This is a genomic window from Paraburkholderia sp. BCC1884 (assembly GCF_900996225.1).
GTDB lineage: Bacteria > Pseudomonadota > Gammaproteobacteria > Burkholderiales > Burkholderiaceae > Paraburkholderia.
Map to the genome: position 1 here is coordinate 177535 of NZ_CAAJGL010000156.1, position 17297 is coordinate 194831.

A 17297-nucleotide genomic window follows, 5' to 3' on the forward strand; every position below is an offset into this window, starting at 1 on the left:
ACCGAACCATGAGTACCGTGCTCTCACCCACTTCAGCTCTGTCGCGTCGCGATACGCCCGTGCGCAAATTCTGGTTCGACGACGACGCATCCGCACGAACCGTAGCCGGGGAACGCCGCCATCGTCAGGAGCGACTGGCGGGCGCATTCCGTCTGTTTGCGCAATACGGCTTCGCGCAGGGCCTCGCCGGTCATATCACCGCGCGCGATCCCGAATGGACCGATCATTTCTGGGTCAATCCGCTCGGCCGGCATTTCGGACGCATGCGCGTGTCGGATCTTCTGCTCGTGAATAGCCAGGGCGAGATCGTCGTCGGCGAAGGGCCGCTCAATCAGGCGGCCTTCGCGATCCATGCAGCGATCCACGAAGCACGCCCCGATGTCGTCGCCGCGGCGCACACGCATTCGCTCTACGGGAAGGCATGGTCGACACTTGGCCGCACACTCGATCCACTGACCCAGGACTCATGCTCCTTCTACGAGGACCACGCGCTGTTCGACGACTTCCAGGGCGTCGTGCTCGATACGACCGAAGGCGCGCGCATCGCCGCCGCCTTGCGTCAGTACAAGGCGGTGATCCTGAAGAACCACGGCATCCTCACGGCGGGTCCGACGGTCGAGGCGGCGGCCTGGTGGTACATCGCGCTGGAAAATGCCTGTCACGCACAACTGCTCGCCGAAGCGGCCGGCACACCGCAGCGGATTGCCCACGACGTCGCGGCACTGACGCATGCACAGGTCGGCCGGCCTGGCGGCGCGCAACATTCGTTCGAGAGCCTCTACGAAGGACTCGTCGAAGCCGAACCGGCACTGCTCGACTGATGGCCATTCACACACTCCGGCACTTCGTCGGCGAGATGGCGGGCCTGGTCGATAGCGTGACCGATGAAACCGATCTGCTCGAACGCGGCGGTACGGCATTGCGCGAATTGATCGCGATCGACGACTGGCTGCCCGAAGCCTACGCGCAAGCCTCGCCGGATCGCTATCAACAGTTTCTGTTGTACGCCGACGTTCGGCAGCGCTTCTCCGTGGTCAGCTTTGTCTGGGGACCGGGCCAGCAGACGCCGGTGCACGATCACACGGTATGGGGTTTGATCGGCGTGCTGCGCGGCGCCGAACTCGCGACCTCTTTTACGCGCGACCCGGACGGCACGCTGCGCCAGACGAGCGAAGAAGCGCGACTCGAACGCGGCGTGGTCGAAGCCGTATCGCCGACCATCGGCGATATCCATCGCGTGCGCAATGCGTATGACGATCGCGTGTCGGTCAGCATTCACGTGTACGGCGCGAACATCGGCGCGGTGCATCGCTCGACCTATCCGCCCGACGCACCGCCCAAGCCCTTTATTTCAGGTTATTCGAACGAAACCGTCCCGAACCTCTGGGACCTCAGCAAGGAACGCCGTCTTTCATGAAGTCATATCCCGTGCGCAGTGACGAGGACGTCCGCGCAGCGTTACTCGCCAAACGTGAAATTGCCTTGCTCGACGTGCGCGAGGAAGACCCCCACGCGCAGTGTCATCCGCTGTTCGCGGCCAACTTCCCGCTGTCGAAAATCGAGCTGGAAGCCTACACACGTCTGCCGCGCCGCGACGTGCCCATCGTTCTGCTCGATGCGGGCGAAGGTTTCGCGCAACGCGCGGCCGCCCGCCTCGATGCGCTTGGTTATACGGACGTGGCGTTGCTCGCGGGCGGCTTGCAGGGTTGGATCGACGCCGGCGGCGAAGTCTTTCGGGACGTCAACGTGCCGAGCAAGGCGTTCGGTGAATTTGTCGAAACACAGCGGCACACGCCTTCGCTATCGGCGGAAACCGTCGACGCGCTGTTAAAGAACAACGACGATGTCGTCGTGCTCGACGCGCGCCGCTTCGACGAATATCAGACGATGAACATTCCGGGCAGCATCAGCGTGCCCGGCGCGGAACTCGTGCTGCGTGCGCGTACCCTCGCACCGAACCCGACGACGCGTGTGATCGTGAACTGCGCGGGGCGCACGCGCAGCATCATTGGCGCGCAGTCGCTGGTGAATGCGGGCTTGCCCAATCCGGTCGCGGCATTGCGCAACGGTACGATCGGCTGGACGCTTGCAGGGCAGACCTTGCAGCGCGGCAGCGATCGCACCTTCGATCCGCACGCGGCCCACGACGCGGCGAACCTCGACGCGTCCCGACATGCGGCACTCGCGCTCGCGCAACGCGCGGGCGTCGGCCGAACGTCGCTTGAAGAAGCCGCGCGCTGGGCAACCGACACGACGCGCACCACGTATCGCTTCGACGTTCGAACTCCGGCCGAATATGAACAGGCCCACGTGCCCGGCTTCCAGGGCGCACCCGGCGGCCAGCTCGTCCAGGAAACGGAAATGTTTGCCCCGGTGCGCGGCGCGCGTGTCGTGCTCGTCGACGACGACGGCGTGCGCGCCAACATGACCGCATCGTGGCTCGCGCAGATGAACGTCGAGGTGTATGTGGTCGATGGTGCATCGTCCGCGGATTCGACCGCGAGCGGCGCATGGCAGGCATCGAAACCCACTGCGCCGACCACGCCGTCCCTCTCGGCCGATGAACTCGCGGCGTTGCTTGCCGACACGAAAAGCCAGACCATCGTGCTCGATTTCACGTCGAGCGCGAACCACGTCAAGGGGCATATTCCCGGCGCACGCTGGGCGTTACGCTCGCGCCTTACGAGCGACTTCGACGATCTGCGCAACCTGCCGGACGCAAAGCGCTATGTCGTCACCTGCGCGACGAATGCACTTGCGCCGTTCGCCGCACCCGAGGTCGCGGCACTGACGGGCAAGCCCGTGCATCTGCTGGAAGGCGGCACGTCCGCATGGATTCGCGCGGGCTTTGCCGTGGAGACGGGCGACGCCGGGCTCGCCTCACCTCGCATCGACCGCTATCGACGACCCTATGAAGGCACCGACAACGCGCGCGAGGCGATGAACGCCTACCTCGAGTGGGAATACGGCCTCGTCGCGCAACTCGAACGCGATGGCACGCACGGCTTCTTCGTGATCTGAGCAGCAACGGTCAACGCGCAGCACGCGCCAGTCATGCGGCGCGCGCGGCGCGTGCGGCCTTGAAGCTTCGCTCGATACTGTGCGATAGCACGGCAAGCGCCGACTGCATTTTTCCAGGCGCGCGCGAATGGACTAGCCACACAGTGATCTCGGGTTTGAAGTCGCTGACTGCTACTACGTCCAGTTGCGATGCGTGCGCACTGCTGTTGAGCAACGGCATGGGGACAAGTCCGAGACCCACGCCATCCGCGACAAGGCCCAATTGCAACTCCATGCCCAATGTTTCCAGATTGAGCTTCAACGGATAGCCCTGGGCGGCGAGCGCATGCTGGAGACCGGCCCGGAAACCGCAGCCGTCCGGGTTGAGAACCCAGCCGACCGGTTGACACTCGGCGAGCGAATGCGCGCGCTTCTTCATGCTTCCCTTGCGGGCGACAACGGCCAGCTTGAGCGTGCCGAGCGATTCGCCCAACAACGTCTCGGGTAATGCACGATTCGCGGGCAACAGCACGACTGCCGCATCCAGTTGCCCGTCTTCGACCTTTTGCAGCAAAGGACTGCCCCACCCGGTCGATACACGCGGCTGCAACTCGGGGTGCGCGTTTCTCAACGCGTGCAATGCCGGCAGCATGGCGACATCCGCGACCGTTTGCGCAACGCCGAGCCTGAGCACGCCGGCAAGCGGCGCATCGTCCGTCACGAGATGGCGAAGCGTATCGACTTCACGCACGATCGCGCGACACTGCTCGTAGACCGCGCGCCCCATTGGCGTGGTCTTCAGGGGTTTGGTGTTGCGGTCCAACAGTTCGACCCCGAGTGCTTCTTCGAAATTCTGAATACGCCGCGTCACGGCAGGCTGCGTGAGCGCCAGCGATTCGGCCGCCTGGCTCAAGGACTGACTCAGCACGACTGCAACAAACGCCTCGATTTCATCGAGTTTCATTGATCTATTCCGCTTCAGAGGAAGTTATTTGACGCACGGCGGATTGCACTGCGCCGGTTCGATAGGCCCGAGCTTAGCCACTTCGGACGGCTCGCTCAAGCCTGCCACTGCATTTCATCCTCGCATATTAGCAAAGCAGAACAATGCGTTTGCGTAATAACAGACCCAACCGTATCGTGTGTTTTCGTGCCTTCACCCTCTCTGCTAAAGCTTCCCTATCCATGCAACGATTACTCGTCCGCTTGCTGCTCGTGACCCTGACTGCTGCTCCCGTTCTGGCGTCGGCCGAAACGACCTTGAAGGTCGGCGATCAACAACTCCAGACTCGCGGCGTTCTTGAGGCATCCGGCCAATTGAAGGATCTGCCGTACAAGATCGAGTGGTTCAACTTTCCGGCCGCGCAGCCGCTCGGCGAAGCGCTGAATGCCGGTGCAATCGATGTCGGCGGCCTCGGCGACGCGCCGTTGATCTTCGCCTATGCCGCCGGCGCGAAAGTTCGCGCGGTCGCTGCCACGCGCTCGCAACCCGTGGATCTGGCGATCATCGTTCCGGCGAACTCGCCGATCAAGACCGCCGCGGACCTGAAGGGCAAACGCATCGCCACGACACGGGGTTCGATCGGCCATTACCTTGCCATCGCCACGCTCGAACGCGCCAACCTCAAACTCACCGATGTATCTTTACGCTTCATGCAGCCCGCCGATGCCAAGGCCGCTCTGGCGACCGGCAATGTCGATGCATGGTCCACGTGGGACCCGTATGTCGCGCTGGCCGAGCAGCGCGACCATGACCGCAGTATCGCCAACGGAATCGGTCTGTCTTCCGGATTGAGCTTCGAGGCCGCCACCGACGACTCGATCAAGGCGAAGCACGCGGAAATCGCCGACTTTCTGAAACGGGTTGCCGTGGCCCAGCGCTGGGCGCTGTCGCATCCCGACGAAGTCGCGGCGATCCAGTCGCGCGTGACAGGCCTGCCGCCCGACGTCCTGAAGATCGTCTATCAGCGCGCGCAAATTCACCCTGTCGCCATCGACGACAACCTGATCGCCGAGCAACAGAAGACGGCCGACCTGTACCACCGGGTCGACGTCATCAAAACCCGACTCGACATCGCGCCGAGTTTCGACAGGCAGTTCCCGCTCGCCGCGCCCTGACATAACGGAATCCACGCATGACCAGCCGACACCCCGAGACCGCCCTGATCGATATTGGGCGCGACGCCGAACGTGACGCCGACGCGCTCTCGGCGTTGTCCGATCTGGACAGCGCGAACGCCGACCGCTGGCTCGCCTCGCTGAGCGCGGCGTTCGCCGCCGGCGCCGCCGCGCTCGACGACGGAGCGCATTTCCCCCACGACAATCTGGCCCGTCTGCGCCGCGCGGGCCTGCTCTCACTCACGGTGCCGCGCTCGCTCGGCGGCCATGAGGCGACCCTTGCACAGGCCCTCAAGGTAATCCGCGCGGTAGCGCGCGGCGAACCGTCGACCGCGTTGATCCTCGTGATGCAGTGTCTCTACCATCTTCGACTGCAAGCGAACCCCAACTGGCCAGTTGCGTTGAAGCAGCAGATCGCGCGCGACGCGGTAGAGCGCGGCGCGCTTATCAATTCGCTGCGCGTGGAGCCGGAACTCGGTTCCCCCTCGCGTGGCGGTTTGCCTGCGACGGTCGCCACACGCACGGGCGACCACTGGATTCTGAACGGCCGCAAGCTGTATTCGACAGGCAGCCCCGGGCTCACCTGGTTCGCCGTCTGGGGTCGCACCGACGAAGCCGAGCCGCGCGTCGGCACATGGCTCGTGCATCGCGACACGCCGGGCATTCGTTTCGGCGAGCGCTGGAATCATCTCGGCATGCGCGCAACCGGTAGCCACGAAGTGATCTTCGACAACGTCCGGGTGCCGGCCGACTACGCGGTCGATCTGCAGACGCCCGGCCCGAGCAACGGCATGGACCCGGTCACGGCGCTCTGGATGAGCGTGCTGCTGCCGGCCATCTACGACGGTGTCGCGCGCGCGGCCCGCGACTGGTTCGTCCAGTGGGCCGCCGGGCGCGTGCCGTCCGGGCTGAGCGCGCCGTTATCGAGTCTCGACAGTTTTCAGCAGACGGTGGGGCGGATCGACTCGTTGCTCCTCAATAACCGGGTATTGCTCGACGCGGGCGCGACCGGACAGATTGCAACGAACGAAGCCGCAACCGTTAAGTACCTCGTCAGCAAACACGCCATCGAGGCCGTCGCGCTGGCATTGGAGGCGAGCAGCAATCCGGGCCTGAGCCGCAACAATCCGCTGGAGCGCCACTATCGCGACGTACTGTGCGCCCGCATTCACACCCCGCAAAACGACACCGTGCTGGGCAATCTCGGGCGTAGCGCTTTCGCCGCGCGCTGCACGCACGCCATTTCATCGACAGAGGAGCAAACGCCATGAGCGTCGAATTCATCGGTTATGTCAGTCATCAGGAATCCAGTGAGATTCATCTACCGCACGGGCCGGCCGTCAATCCACCTTATATCGCGGCCGTCGCGCAGGCGCATGAGTATGGCGGCTTCGACCGCGTGCTGATCGCTCATTCGAGCGCCTCACCGGATGGATTCCAGATTGCGTCGTTCGTCGCGCAACAGACCAGGCGCCTGGGCATCCTGTTGGCGCATCGGCCCGGCTTCGTCGCGCCGACCCTCGCCGCGCGCCAGCTCGCGACACTCGATCATTTCAGCTCGGGACGCTCCGCCGTTCACATCATCTCGGGCGGCGACGATACGGAACAACAGCGCGACGGCGATTTTCTCGCGCACGACGAACGATATCGACGCACCGACGAGTATCTCGATGTCGTCAAGCGTTCATGGACCAGCGAGACGCCGTTCGATCACGAGGGTGAGTTCTACCACGTGAAGGGCCATAAATCGCAGATCCGTCCGCTGCAGAAACCGCATCTGCCCGTGTACTTCGGCGGCTCGTCGGAGGCGGCGATCGAGGTTGCCGGCAAGCATGCCGACGTCTTCGCGCTATGGGGCGAATCGCTCGCCGCAGCCGAAGAGACCATTGCCAGGGTTCGTGCGTCGGCCGCACGTCACGGACGCGCCGACGCTATCCGCTTCAGTCTGTCGCTGCGCCCGATCATCGCGCCCACGGAAGATGCAGCGTGGGCCCGCGCCGAATCGATTCTGCAACGCGCGAAGGATGTCGTGTCCGCGTCGCCCAATTTCACACGTCGGCCGAAAGACCCGAAGAATGTCGGCGCGCAACGTCTGCTTGCCGAGGCGGATAAGGGCAGTATCGTCGATAAGCGATTGTGGACCGGCATCACGGCCTTGACGCGCGCCGCCGGCAATTCGACTTCGCTCGTCGGCACGCCTCAGCAAGTCACGGACGCGCTGCTCGAGTATCACAAGCTCGGTATCACGACGTTCCTGATTCGCGGCTTCGATCCGCTCGAAGATGCGCTGGCGTACGGGCGAGATCTGTTGCCGCTCGTGCGTGCCGCCGTCGGCCACCGGCAAGCCGACGGGCACGCGCGCGAAAAGCAGGTCGCCCTCGCCTGATACACAGCAGAACCACCGACAACGCCCGACGTGCTCGCGTCCAATCAAAGGACGCGGACATGTCGGACGTTTTGTTTGCGCTATGCCTTCACCAGATAATCCGCAACGGTAACCGGCTGCGGCGGCACCTTGCTCAGGCCAGTACTTCCGAAAAGACGCGCGTCGCAAACCGGTCTGAGTTCGTGCCGGCATTCATCACGCCGACCGATTTCAGGTCGTCCGCATACAACGCAATTTCCTTCCTGAATGCCTCGCCCACCGGATGGTGATGATCGGTATGGCTCTTCAGCATCGCGGTCAACTGAGCGACATCCGCGCCGGGCGCGTAGGCCGAGAAGATCGACGCGGCGTCGGCGGGACGATTAGCGGTCCATTCGGTCGCTTCCAGCAAGGCTTGCGTCAGAGCCTGTGCCGTCGCCCGGTCCTTGCGAATCAGCGACCCGCGCACGCCCAGCACGCAGCACACGCGGTTCTGATACTCGCCGCACAGATTGTTCGAAACTTCCTGCAGATGGTCCGACTCACGTAGCGTCCAGATGGTCGGATCGCCGTCCGCGATCGCCTGCACTTCGCCCTTCTTCAATGCCTCGCCTAGCAGCGTCGCCGGGTACTGCCGCCAATGCACCTCGTTGTCCGGGTCGATGCCGAGCTTCTTCAGCGTGATCGCGAAGAAATTCTTCGCGGGACTCGCCATGTCGCTCACGCCCACCGTGCGTCCCTTCAGGCCTTGCAGATCGACGATGCCCGAGGTTTTCGTCGCGAGCAAGCGCATGCAGCCGCCATGAATGCCCGCCGTCAACTTGACGTCGAAGCCCTGCTCCAGCGGCTTGATCCAACGCAGCGCCATGCCGACACCGGCGTCCGATTTGCCCGTTGCAATGGCTTCCAGTAATTGATCGGTCGACCCGGCGAAGTTGATCAGTTCGACCTGCAGCCCGTGTTTCTCGAAGATGCCCTGCTTGAGCGCGACCGGCACGGGTGCCGTGCAGATTGCGCCAGCGTTCCATGAGAGCTTGACAGGCTTCAGGTTGCTCTGGGCAGCGGCCCGCAGGCTCGGCAACACGAAAGACGCGCCGCCCAATGTCGCCGCGCCCGCGGTCCATGCGGTCTTGCGCAGCCACGCGCGCCGCGCGAGGTCCGGCGCCGCCGCGTTGTGGTTGGAATCCATATCGTTGCTTCCAGTTCGTTGTGTGATGGTTGGTTGGTCGGTCGACACGGCGCGCTCAGACATCCATGCCGAGTTGCCCGAGCACTTCGCGACGCAGCGCGACCAGCTTCGGATCATCGCGATGACGCGGATACGGCGCATCGTTACGCACCTCCGCGACGATGCGCGCGGGACGCCCGCTAAACACGATCACGCGGTTGGCGAGATACAGCGCCTCCTCGACATCGTGCGTAACGAGCAACACGGAATAGCGTGCCGCCTGCCAGAGACGCACGAGCTCGCCCTGCATACGAATGCGCGTGAGCGAATCGAGTTTGCCGAACGGTTCGTCGAGCACCAGCAATTGCGGATCGTTGACGAGCGCTCGCGCCAGCGCCGCACGCTGCGCCATGCCACCCGACAGTTGATGCGGAAAGGCGTCGGCAAACTTCGATAGTCCGACGAGTTCGAGCGCCGCGTCGACGCGCTCGCCGACTTTCGATTCTTTGTTTCCAGGCCTGATCCGACTGGTGCGTTGCGCCTCGGGACCGAGGCCCACGTTGTCGCGCACAGTGCGCCAGGGAAACAGCGTCGGGTCCTGAAAGACCACGACGCGCGAAGGATCGGGACCGTCGATCGGCAGGCCGTTGGCCTGCACACTTCCTTGCGTCGGCTTGTCGAGACCCGCGACGAGTCGCAGCAACGTGGATTTACCGCATCCGCTGGGCCCGAGCAGAGCGACGAACTCGCCGGGTTCGACCGAAAGGCTGATGTCCTCCAGCACCGGCAGTCCTTCACCGCGGATCGCAAAGCGGTGACTGACATGACGCACGTCGATGCGCGCGCCGTCGCGGGATCGGTGCAGATCTGGCGTAACGCGGGACGAATGATCGAGTGGAGCGGTGATTACCATTTGAGCAATCCTTTTTGCCAGGCCAGCAGCCGGTCGCGGAACAGGAAGAGCAGCGAGATCAGCCCCGAGCACATCAGCGCCATCACGAGCAGCGCGGCGTACATGTTCGAATAGGCGGCCCAACCTTGCGCCCATTGCAGATACCAGCCGAGCCCGGCCTTGACGCCCATCATCTCCGCGACGAACAGCACGGAAAACGAAGCGCCGAGCCCCATGAACAGTCCCACGAAGACCGACGGCAACGCGGCGGGAATCGCCACCTTCAGAATCAGGAACGAGGGGCGCGCGCCGAGCGTGCGCGCGACATCGTAGTACGCGGAATTGACGCTGGCCACGCCGGACCACGTCAGTACTGCAACGGGAAACGCACTCGCCAGCGCGATCAGGAATACGCTCGCGCTGAAGCTCGACGGGAAAAAGAAGAACGCGAGAGGCAACCAGGCGGTCGCGGGCAGCGGACCGATGAAACGCAGCACAGGATGAAGCCAGTAGCCGACCGCCCGCGACCAGCCAATACTCACCCCGACGCTAAAACCGGTGAGCGCACCGAGCGCATAGCCGTAGACGAGCAAGCCAAGCGAATGAACCACGCTTGTCCATAGTCGCGGAAAATCGTCGAAGTACACGGCAATCAACGCCTGCGGCGGCGCGAAAAATGGCCGGGGCAACCACTCGAGTTTCGCGGTGACGATTTCCCATCCGCTGATACCGAGTGCGAGCGCAAGCAGCCAGGGCGCGGCCGCCAGCCATCGATTCGTGCGCGAGTCGTCGGTCTGGGTCGACGCCCGTTGGCGCCAGCCGCCAAGTACGATCAGCGCACAGAATGCCGCGAGCGCGAGTTTCAGAATCAGTAGCTCACGCGTGTACGGCCAATCGTCGAGATCCGGCCACCACTGCGTGATGGCCGCGCCGCCCAGCCACGCCGCTGAAGCCAGCGTTGGCGCGATGAATCGTGCGGTGTCGCGGCGCGTCACTTCGGCCGTATCGTGCAGGCCGGGAACGTCGAGTAATTGCGGATGTGAAGACATGTCGATGTTTCCAACAGGAGGAGGCTCACGCGCCGGAAATATGGGTATCGCTGATGGCGCGAACATCGATGCGGCGAGGCAGGATCGCATCGTGGAATGCGCTGTCGGCGACCTTTTGCAGCGCACCGATATCGGCGTCCGCAACGAAGCGTTGCCTGAGTGCCGAGCGCCGGGTGATTTGCAACGCAGCCGGCACGGGTACGTGTGTCAGCGACGCATAAACATGCGCATAAGCATCGGGATTGGCGAGCGCCCAATCGCCGGCCCGCTGCAATCGCAGCAGGACATCCGCGATCGCGGCGCGCTTGCGAGCGTCGGTCACGGCCGCACCTGAGGCCGTGATGAAACCCAGCCCGCTATTGATGCCCGTGCCGTCGCGCAGAATCCGCGCGCCCTTTTGTGCGGCAATGCCAAAGTACGGGTCGAAGGTCGCCCAGACGTCGATCGATCCGGAGGCGAACGCGGCGAATGCATCGACAGGCAGAATGAAGCGGACCGACACGTCGTCTTTGGTAAGGCCGGCTTCGGCCAGCGCGCCGTATAACTGGAATTGTGAAATGCTGCCGCGCGCGGACGACACGAAGACCGTTCGCCCTTTCAGATCCGCCACCGAGCGAATCGTCGAGTCAGGCTTCACGAGAATGCCGAGTTGCGCACCCGAACCGACACGCGTGGCGACGATCTTCAGCGACGGGTCGCCGACCGCTGCCGCCAGCACCGGCAGATCGCCCGCCGGGGCAAGATCGACTGCGCCGGCGCGTTGCGCTTCGAAAAGAGGAGCCGCGCCCTGAAAGTTGGCCCAGCGGTACGCGTAGGGCGTGCCGTCGAGCACTTTCGCCGCTTCGGCCAGCGCGCGGGTACCACCGGCCTGATCGCCGAGCACGAGCGTCACCGACGCAAGCTCTGCGGCGCTCGCGCCACTGCTTTTCAGCGCGCCGAACGCGGCGATCGCGGGCGCAGCGGCAATGAGTCCGAGCGCGCGTCGCCGCTTCGAAAAAGACGTTGAAACAGATGCGGTCATAAGTCCTCGCTTGCGGTATGCCTGCAAGCGTAGCGACGAAGAACCGCCATGAGAATTATTCTATTTCGATATGTTTATATCGAAACAATATTTATCCTTCGCATATCTTCGAACGACCCGGCCGTGACGATCGAGATCATCGCCTCGTCTCAATGGTAGGTTGTCGTCGAAGATTGGAGCTTGGTCACCTCGCCGCGCGTGAACCGGAACCAGCCTTGCGAGCCTTGCATGACGACTTCGTCGCCTTGCCAGAACACGCGCCTGACCGACATGCGTTTGCCTGAGCGCTGCACAAGCGGCGGACGACGACGAAAATCGTAAAGCACCGGACCGGCTTCGGTCTGCACGAGAGTCCGTGTGACCGTATCGTTTGCGCTTATGTCGTCGAAATGGGCGAGCGTGTTGGCGCTGAAGCGGTCGAAGCTTTTCTGGTCCAGCGTTGCCACGAAATCGCGATCCTCGCGCACGAACTGCAACTGGCCCGCGACCGTCGCGAGCGGGCCGGACGCGGTGCTTTGCGCCTGAGCGCAGGTCACGAACGAAGTGGCGACGATTGCAACGAGAAGCCATGTCTTCACGTGACGGCTGAGATTGGATGCGTGACTCATAGCTGCGCCTCGATGGCGACTTTATCGATAACCGACCGCACCCGCTGAATTTTTCCTCCATCGAACTCGTAGAAGACGTTTTCGGCAAACGAGATTCGCCTACCGTTCACGTTAAGTCCGAGAAATGTGTTCGTCGGCGTGCAGTCGAACTGCAGTCGACTCGCAACGAAAGGAGGCTCGCAGACGAGCATCTCGATCTCGAAGTGAAGGTCCGGTATCTCACGAAAATCTTTCTCCAGCATCTGGCGGTAGCCGGCCAGCCCAAACTCGTTACCGTTGTGACTCGCCTTATCGCCGACGAAGCGGCCCAGCTCTGCCCAGTCTTGCCGGTTCAGACAGGCTATGTAGCTGCGGTAGATTTCAGAGAGCGTGGTCTTGTCCATGGCAATCGTCCCTCGCGCGTTGACGGATCAGCAGATTGTCGACGAACGGAGAACGATTGTCGATGAGCCTTTTCAAGGGCTATTCTTTCGACGCCTGCACTACTTCAGCCACTGCGCCACCAGCGTCGGATTCTTGCCGATCCAGGCCGTCACGCCCTTCTCCGGCGTGGCCTCGCCGTCGGCCCGGATATCGTTCATCAGCGAGCCCAGCGTCTGGTCATCCATCTTCCATTGATGCAGCCAGCGCGAGGCGTCCGGATAGTCATGCGTGAAATTCGACGCGGCGATACCGTAGATCGCGTCCGGCGTGCCGAACGTGCCTTTCGGGTCCTTCAGATAGTGCATCGGATATTTCGCCCACACCCAATGCGGATTCCATAGCGTGACCACGATCGGCTCGTGACGTTGTTCCGCGCGCGTCAACGCAAGCAGCATGGCCGCCTCAGACGACGGCAGCACCGAGTAATCCAGGCCGTAGTCGGTTTTGGCCTTCGCCGTCAGCTTCATCAGGCCGCTGCCGGATTCGATGCCGAAGATCGTGGCCTTTCCGTCGTGCGCGAATTGCGCGGCTTGTGTGTTCAATTGATCGACGTTATCGACCTTCACGTAATCCGGCACGGCGAGGCCGAGTTGCGCTTTATCGAACCAGGGACCGATCCTTTCCACGTGTGCTTTCACGTTGTCGTAAGGCGCGGCATCGGCGGACGGAAGCCACACTTCAAAGGTCAGATCCAGTTTTCCCTGAGCCACGCCGCTGTAAATCAGCGCTTTGTCGCCCGGCTGAAGATTGACCGTGTAACCCTTCTTCGCGAGCAGGACCTTCCACAGATTCGCGACCGCGATGTTCTCGGCCCAATTGTTCACGCCGATCGTGATCGGCTTGTCCTGCGGTGCCGCCAACGCTACGGGGATGTAGCACGTCAAAAGGAGCAGACGTGCCGCGTTTAGCCACTTTTTCATGGAGCCTCCTGAGTCGGGGGAGCCGCCGGCGTGTCGACCGGCGGCCATGCATACCTGGGCAATCAGGCGAGAAGCCGCGCTTCGAATGGATAGTCGGACAAGAGTTCGACCGAGCCGTCGTCGCGCACGTAAAGTTGCTCTTCCAGTTTCACCCCTTCGCCGCCGGCCTCGTGCCCGATGTAACTCTCGATGCACAAGGTCATACCGGGTTCGATCACGCCGTCATATCCCTTTGCCGCGTTGTCTTCCCGATGGACAATGTAGGGATACTCGCCGGTCATCCCCACGCCGTGCGCCAATGCAAAGTAACGGCGCGCCTCGTAGGGTGGCGGAATCTTCCATGCCCTGGCGATGAACTCCTGAAAAGTCGTTCCGGCGCGGACGTTTTCCATGTTCGAGTGGACCTGTTCGTACGCGAGCCTGTAGAGGTTTTTCTGCGCCGCCGAAGCGGGCGAATCGCCGCAAAGAAAGGTGCGGGAGAAGTCCGCGTAGTAGCCGAAGCGTCCCACCACGTCCGTATCCAGTCCGACCAGTTCGCCCGCCTGAATCTGGCGCGGGCTGCTTTCCTGAAACCACGGATTCGTGCGCGGCCCCGAACTGATGAGGCGCGTCTCCACGTAATCGCCATCGGTTTCGATGATGTGCTTGTGCAGAAACGACCAGAGTTCGTTCTCGCTGATGCCCGGCACGAGCGCCGCTTCGAGCTTGCGCACACCCTCTTCGGCGGCGCGCAACGACGAGCGGATCATCTTGATCTCGTTAGGCACCTTGATCGCGCGCGCCCTTTCGAGCGGCTCCTGCGCGTCCGAGACGATGTAGCCGCGTGCCTGCAACGCAAACGCCGCCGCCGATGTCGCGCTTTCGATCGCGATGCGCTTGCCGCCGCCGCATCGCTTCATCAGGTCATCGATTTCGTCGGCCCATCGCTCGGTGACTTGACCCAACATGTCGTCGCAGAAATAGTAGGAGATCGCGGTTGCCGGGCGCACTTCATCGACGGTGTCGAGCCCCTCGGCGAGAAAATCGCAGCCGGCATACTCGAACAGCACGACCTTGCCTTCGGCCGGCACGAATGCGTAACGTGCCGGGTTGCGCATCGAATAGACCTGCATGTTGCGCGAGCCGGTTGCATAACGCATGTGCGTGGGGTCGAACAGCACGGCGGCGGTAATGTCGCGTTTTTTTAACTCGCGGCGCACGGCGGCGAGCCGGTCACGCTGAATCTGTTTGATCTCTTCCGGCGTCGGCTCGCAATCTTCCGGACGATGAGTGGGACGAATGATGGACATGTGGGGGTTCTTTTTTTGATGAGTGAGTAATCTAGTCGACCAGACCGTCGGCGCGGACCAGTCGCTGCTCGGCTTCGAGGTGCGCTTCGGACACCCGTCCATACAACTGGCGTGTGCGTTCGAGCCGGCCGATCACACCCGGTTTCTGCGAGTAGGCAAAAATCGCCGTATGACGTTCGACTTCGCCACCGACCTTCGTTACGCGATGCAGCGAGAAGCGCCCCTTGAACAGTTGCAGGTCGCCGGGCCGCAGCGTGATGACATTGACCGGCGCCCGCGACTCCCCGCCTATCACCCGCCCCACGCCTTCATAGTTCTCGCCGTGCGGGGAACGAATATTCGGGCAGTACTCGAAATCGCCGCCGGCGCTCGGCTGCTGCGTCATCATCGATACGATGAATTCGTTCGTGTCGTAATGCCACGGTTGTTCGGTGCCCGGCGGCATCACGTTCTGCACCAGACCGGCGTACGGATCGGCATATTCCCAGACACGTGCTTCGTCGAGACACGCGGCAATGAAGCGCTTCATCGACTGGGCAACGTAGATGCGATGCACGATGGCATCCGCCGGAATCAGATCACGTGTGACGAAACCGCTGGTCCGGTCCATAAACATGCGGCGCGGGTCGGACGCGGGCAGCGCGGGGTCGTCCGCCGTAAAGTAGGCATTCACCTTACGGGTCGAAAAATAGGTCTTGGCGGCCAGCGCACGCCCTTCGAGTTGGGCTCGTTCGAGCGCCTCCGGGCGCAGGAAATCGTGCAGCACTGCGCTGCCGGTCGCGGCCAGTTGAGCGCGGCAAGCGGCCACGAGATCTCGCAGGGCCGGATTTTCCGGCTCGTGCAGGGGATAACGGTCAGTGTTGACGATGTCGCCGAGATCGAGGCATTCGGCATCGGCAAGTGAAACACAGAGAACCACGGCAAGCTCCAGGTCGGTATTTTGGCGAGTGGATCAAAGGGCTGAATTCGAGAACAATCAACGCACTACGGCCCGATCTTTTGGCGGCCAATTTCTTTTGGAAAGCGAGGATTTCCGATGGATGCCATGAGTAAATCCGATGCGAGCGCGCTGGGACACCCTCCCGCGCATCCCGACACCGATCCCGACTGGTCGAAAATCGCCTCGCTCGATGCCGAACTGGTTCGCGCTTTCGTGGTCGTCGCCGAAAGCGGCGGCTTCACGGCCGCCGCGCGACAACTGCATCGCACGCAATCCACGATCAGCCTGCGCATCCGGACGCTCGAAGAGCGGCTTGGAGCACACCTGTTCCTGCGCAACAGCCGCCGTTTCGCGCTTTCGGGCGATGGTGAAAACTTCCTGATTCACGCGCGGCGCATTCTGCAAGTGCAGAACGAGGCCATTGAAGCGCTGACGCGCGGCAGCCGCGGCAACATGATTCGTTTCGGACTGCCAGAGGACTATGCCGAGCTCTGGCTACCTGAATTGCTGCGCGCCTTCTATGATTTGCGGCCCGGCGCACGCCCGCATATTCATTGCCGGTCGTCACTGGAATTGCTCGAAAGACTGCATGCCGGCGAACTGGATATCGCGCTCGTGGTTCGCCACGGGGAGCGCACGGGCGGCAAGCCGCTTGGGCGTCAGGAACTGGTCTGGGCCGCGCATCGCGATTACGTGCCGTGCGAGGACAAGCCTATTCCGCTGGCACTTTTCGATGAAAGCTGCACTTACCGGCAGCGTGGCCTGCATGCGCTGACTGCGATGGGCCGCGCTTACGAGCTCGTCTATACCAGCCAGAGTCCGACGGGCATCCGCATCGCCGTGAACCATGCGGCGGCGGTGACTATCATCGATCGGCGCACGCTACCTTCCTCGTGGCGAACACTCGGACTTGACGATGGCTTGCCGCCATTGCCGCCCGCCGAACTCGAACTGCATGTCGCACCGACCATGCGCAACGAGGCGACGCGCGATCTGAGCGACATGATCGAAGCGCTGGTTACGCAACACAAGGCAGCGGTCTACCTGCAGGCAGTGGAAGCCTAGAGAGAAGGCCGTCTTGAACCGGCTGAAATAATCTTTTTGCAGGCCACAATATTCACGCTCCTGATACGTCTCCAGACGCATGAAGCCGCGCCCCGCCCCGGCGCGCGGAAGAGTGAACATGCGAGAGAAATCAATGGCCGACTGCAAACAGAAGCCGGGTGTGATTGCACCCATCGTCGATCTGAAGCGTTGCGAAGGTAAGGGCGACTGCCTGGACGTCTGCCCCGAGAATGTGTTCGAGATCCGGCGCATCGACGAGGCCGACTATCTCGCCCTTGGTTTGATGCATCGCGTCAAGCTACGCGTGCACGGCATGAAAGTCGCCTACACACCGAATGCGGATGCCTGTCGGTCATGCGGTCTGTGCGTGACGGCCTGTCCTGAACGCGCGATCAAGCTGGCCCGAATCGCGTGAGACGACTAGCGCATGAAGGGCCTC

General features: G+C 62.7%; 18 protein-coding genes. 8 read left to right on the top strand and 10 right to left on the bottom strand.

The window, feature by feature from the left end:
• The first annotated feature begins 8 nt into the window (after window positions 1-8).
• From FQ705_RS33245 to FQ705_RS33255, 3 genes are read left to right on the top strand one after another with little or no spacing between them, the layout of a single operon-like run.
• Window positions 9-821: a class II aldolase/adducin family protein gene (locus FQ705_RS33245; RefSeq protein WP_144149201.1), complete on the top strand. Its 813-nt coding sequence runs from the start codon at window positions 9-11 to the stop codon at window positions 819-821.
• Complete coding sequence (locus FQ705_RS33250; protein ID WP_144149203.1) at window positions 821-1417, top strand: cysteine dioxygenase; 597 nt, start codon at window positions 821-823, stop codon at window positions 1415-1417. The genes FQ705_RS33245 and FQ705_RS33250 overlap by 1 nt, the downstream gene beginning before the upstream one ends.
• Window positions 1414-3021, top strand: a complete 1608-nt coding sequence (locus FQ705_RS33255; protein ID WP_144149204.1) for a rhodanese-related sulfurtransferase — start codon at window positions 1414-1416, stop codon at window positions 3019-3021. The genes FQ705_RS33250 and FQ705_RS33255 overlap by 4 nt, the downstream gene beginning before the upstream one ends.
• 31 nt (window positions 3022-3052) lie before the next feature.
• Here the strand turns inward: FQ705_RS33255 and FQ705_RS33260 are convergent, their stop codons facing one another.
• Complete coding sequence (locus tag FQ705_RS33260; RefSeq protein ID WP_144149206.1) at window positions 3053-3964, bottom strand: LysR family transcriptional regulator; 912 nt, start codon at window positions 3962-3964, stop codon at window positions 3053-3055.
• Between the two features lie 221 nt (window positions 3965-4185).
• Between FQ705_RS33260 and FQ705_RS33265 the strand changes: the two genes are divergently transcribed.
• The 3 genes from FQ705_RS33265 to FQ705_RS33275 are packed head-to-tail and all read left to right on the top strand — an operon-like array spanning window position 4186 to window position 7504.
• Window positions 4186-5118, top strand: a complete 933-nt coding sequence (locus FQ705_RS33265; protein WP_144149208.1) for an ABC transporter substrate-binding protein — start codon at window positions 4186-4188, stop codon at window positions 5116-5118.
• A gap of 17 nt (window positions 5119-5135) precedes the next feature.
• Complete coding sequence (locus tag FQ705_RS33270) at window positions 5136-6389, top strand: acyl-CoA dehydrogenase family protein (protein ID WP_144149210.1); 1254 nt, start codon at window positions 5136-5138, stop codon at window positions 6387-6389.
• A complete protein-coding gene (locus FQ705_RS33275; RefSeq protein WP_144149212.1) occupies window positions 6386-7504 on the top strand; it encodes an LLM class flavin-dependent oxidoreductase in 1119 nt (372 codons plus the stop codon). The genes FQ705_RS33270 and FQ705_RS33275 overlap by 4 nt, the downstream gene beginning before the upstream one ends.
• A 133-nt stretch (window positions 7505-7637) precedes the next feature.
• Here the strand turns inward: FQ705_RS33275 and FQ705_RS33280 are convergent, their stop codons facing one another.
• The 9 genes from FQ705_RS33280 to FQ705_RS33320 form a co-directional block, all read right to left on the bottom strand.
• A complete protein-coding gene (locus FQ705_RS33280) occupies window positions 7638-8672 on the bottom strand; it encodes an ABC transporter substrate-binding protein (protein WP_144149214.1) in 1035 nt (344 codons plus the stop codon).
• A gap of 55 nt (window positions 8673-8727) precedes the next feature.
• Window positions 8728-9564 carry an ABC transporter ATP-binding protein gene (locus FQ705_RS33285; RefSeq protein WP_144149216.1) on the bottom strand — a complete coding sequence of 279 codons (837 nt, stop codon included), beginning with the start codon at window positions 9562-9564 and terminating at the stop codon, window positions 8728-8730.
• On the bottom strand, window positions 9558-10592 hold the full coding sequence (locus FQ705_RS33290; protein ID WP_144149218.1) for an ABC transporter permease: 1035 nt from the start codon (window positions 10590-10592) through the stop codon (window positions 9558-9560). Before FQ705_RS33290 ends, FQ705_RS33285 begins: the two co-directional genes overlap by 7 nt.
• Window positions 10593-10617: 25 nt before the next feature.
• Window positions 10618-11613 (bottom strand): ABC transporter substrate-binding protein, encoded by a 996-nt coding sequence (locus FQ705_RS33295; protein ID WP_144149220.1) that lies wholly within the window; start codon window positions 11611-11613, stop codon window positions 10618-10620.
• Window positions 11614-11762: 149 nt separating this feature from the next.
• Window positions 11763-12191 carry a hypothetical protein gene (locus tag FQ705_RS33300; protein ID WP_144149454.1) on the bottom strand — a complete coding sequence of 143 codons (429 nt, stop codon included), beginning with the start codon at window positions 12189-12191 and terminating at the stop codon, window positions 11763-11765.
• Window positions 12192-12217: 26 nt separating this feature from the next.
• The gene (locus FQ705_RS33305) at window positions 12218-12604 is read right to left on the bottom strand and encodes an ester cyclase (RefSeq protein ID WP_144149222.1); all 387 of its coding nucleotides are present in this window, start codon (window positions 12602-12604) and stop codon (window positions 12218-12220) included.
• Window positions 12605-12703: 99 nt separating this feature from the next.
• A complete protein-coding gene (locus tag FQ705_RS33310) occupies window positions 12704-13564 on the bottom strand; it encodes a glycine betaine ABC transporter substrate-binding protein (RefSeq protein WP_144149224.1) in 861 nt (286 codons plus the stop codon).
• Between the two features lie 62 nt (window positions 13565-13626).
• On the bottom strand, window positions 13627-14853 hold the full coding sequence (locus FQ705_RS33315) for a M24 family metallopeptidase (RefSeq protein ID WP_144149226.1): 1227 nt from the start codon (window positions 14851-14853) through the stop codon (window positions 13627-13629).
• Window positions 14854-14884: 31 nt separating this feature from the next.
• The gene (locus FQ705_RS33320) at window positions 14885-15772 is read right to left on the bottom strand and encodes a hypothetical protein (protein ID WP_144149228.1); all 888 of its coding nucleotides are present in this window, start codon (window positions 15770-15772) and stop codon (window positions 14885-14887) included.
• A gap of 126 nt (window positions 15773-15898) precedes the next feature.
• Here FQ705_RS33320 and FQ705_RS33325 point away from each other — a divergent pair, with 126 nt between their 5' ends.
• Complete coding sequence (locus FQ705_RS33325; RefSeq protein ID WP_144149231.1) at window positions 15899-16858, top strand: LysR family transcriptional regulator; 960 nt, start codon at window positions 15899-15901, stop codon at window positions 16856-16858.
• A gap of 118 nt (window positions 16859-16976) precedes the next feature.
• On the top strand, window positions 16977-17273 hold the full coding sequence (locus tag FQ705_RS33330) for a 4Fe-4S dicluster domain-containing protein (RefSeq protein WP_144149233.1): 297 nt from the start codon (window positions 16977-16979) through the stop codon (window positions 17271-17273).
• The last annotated feature ends 24 nt before the right edge of the window (window positions 17274-17297 follow it).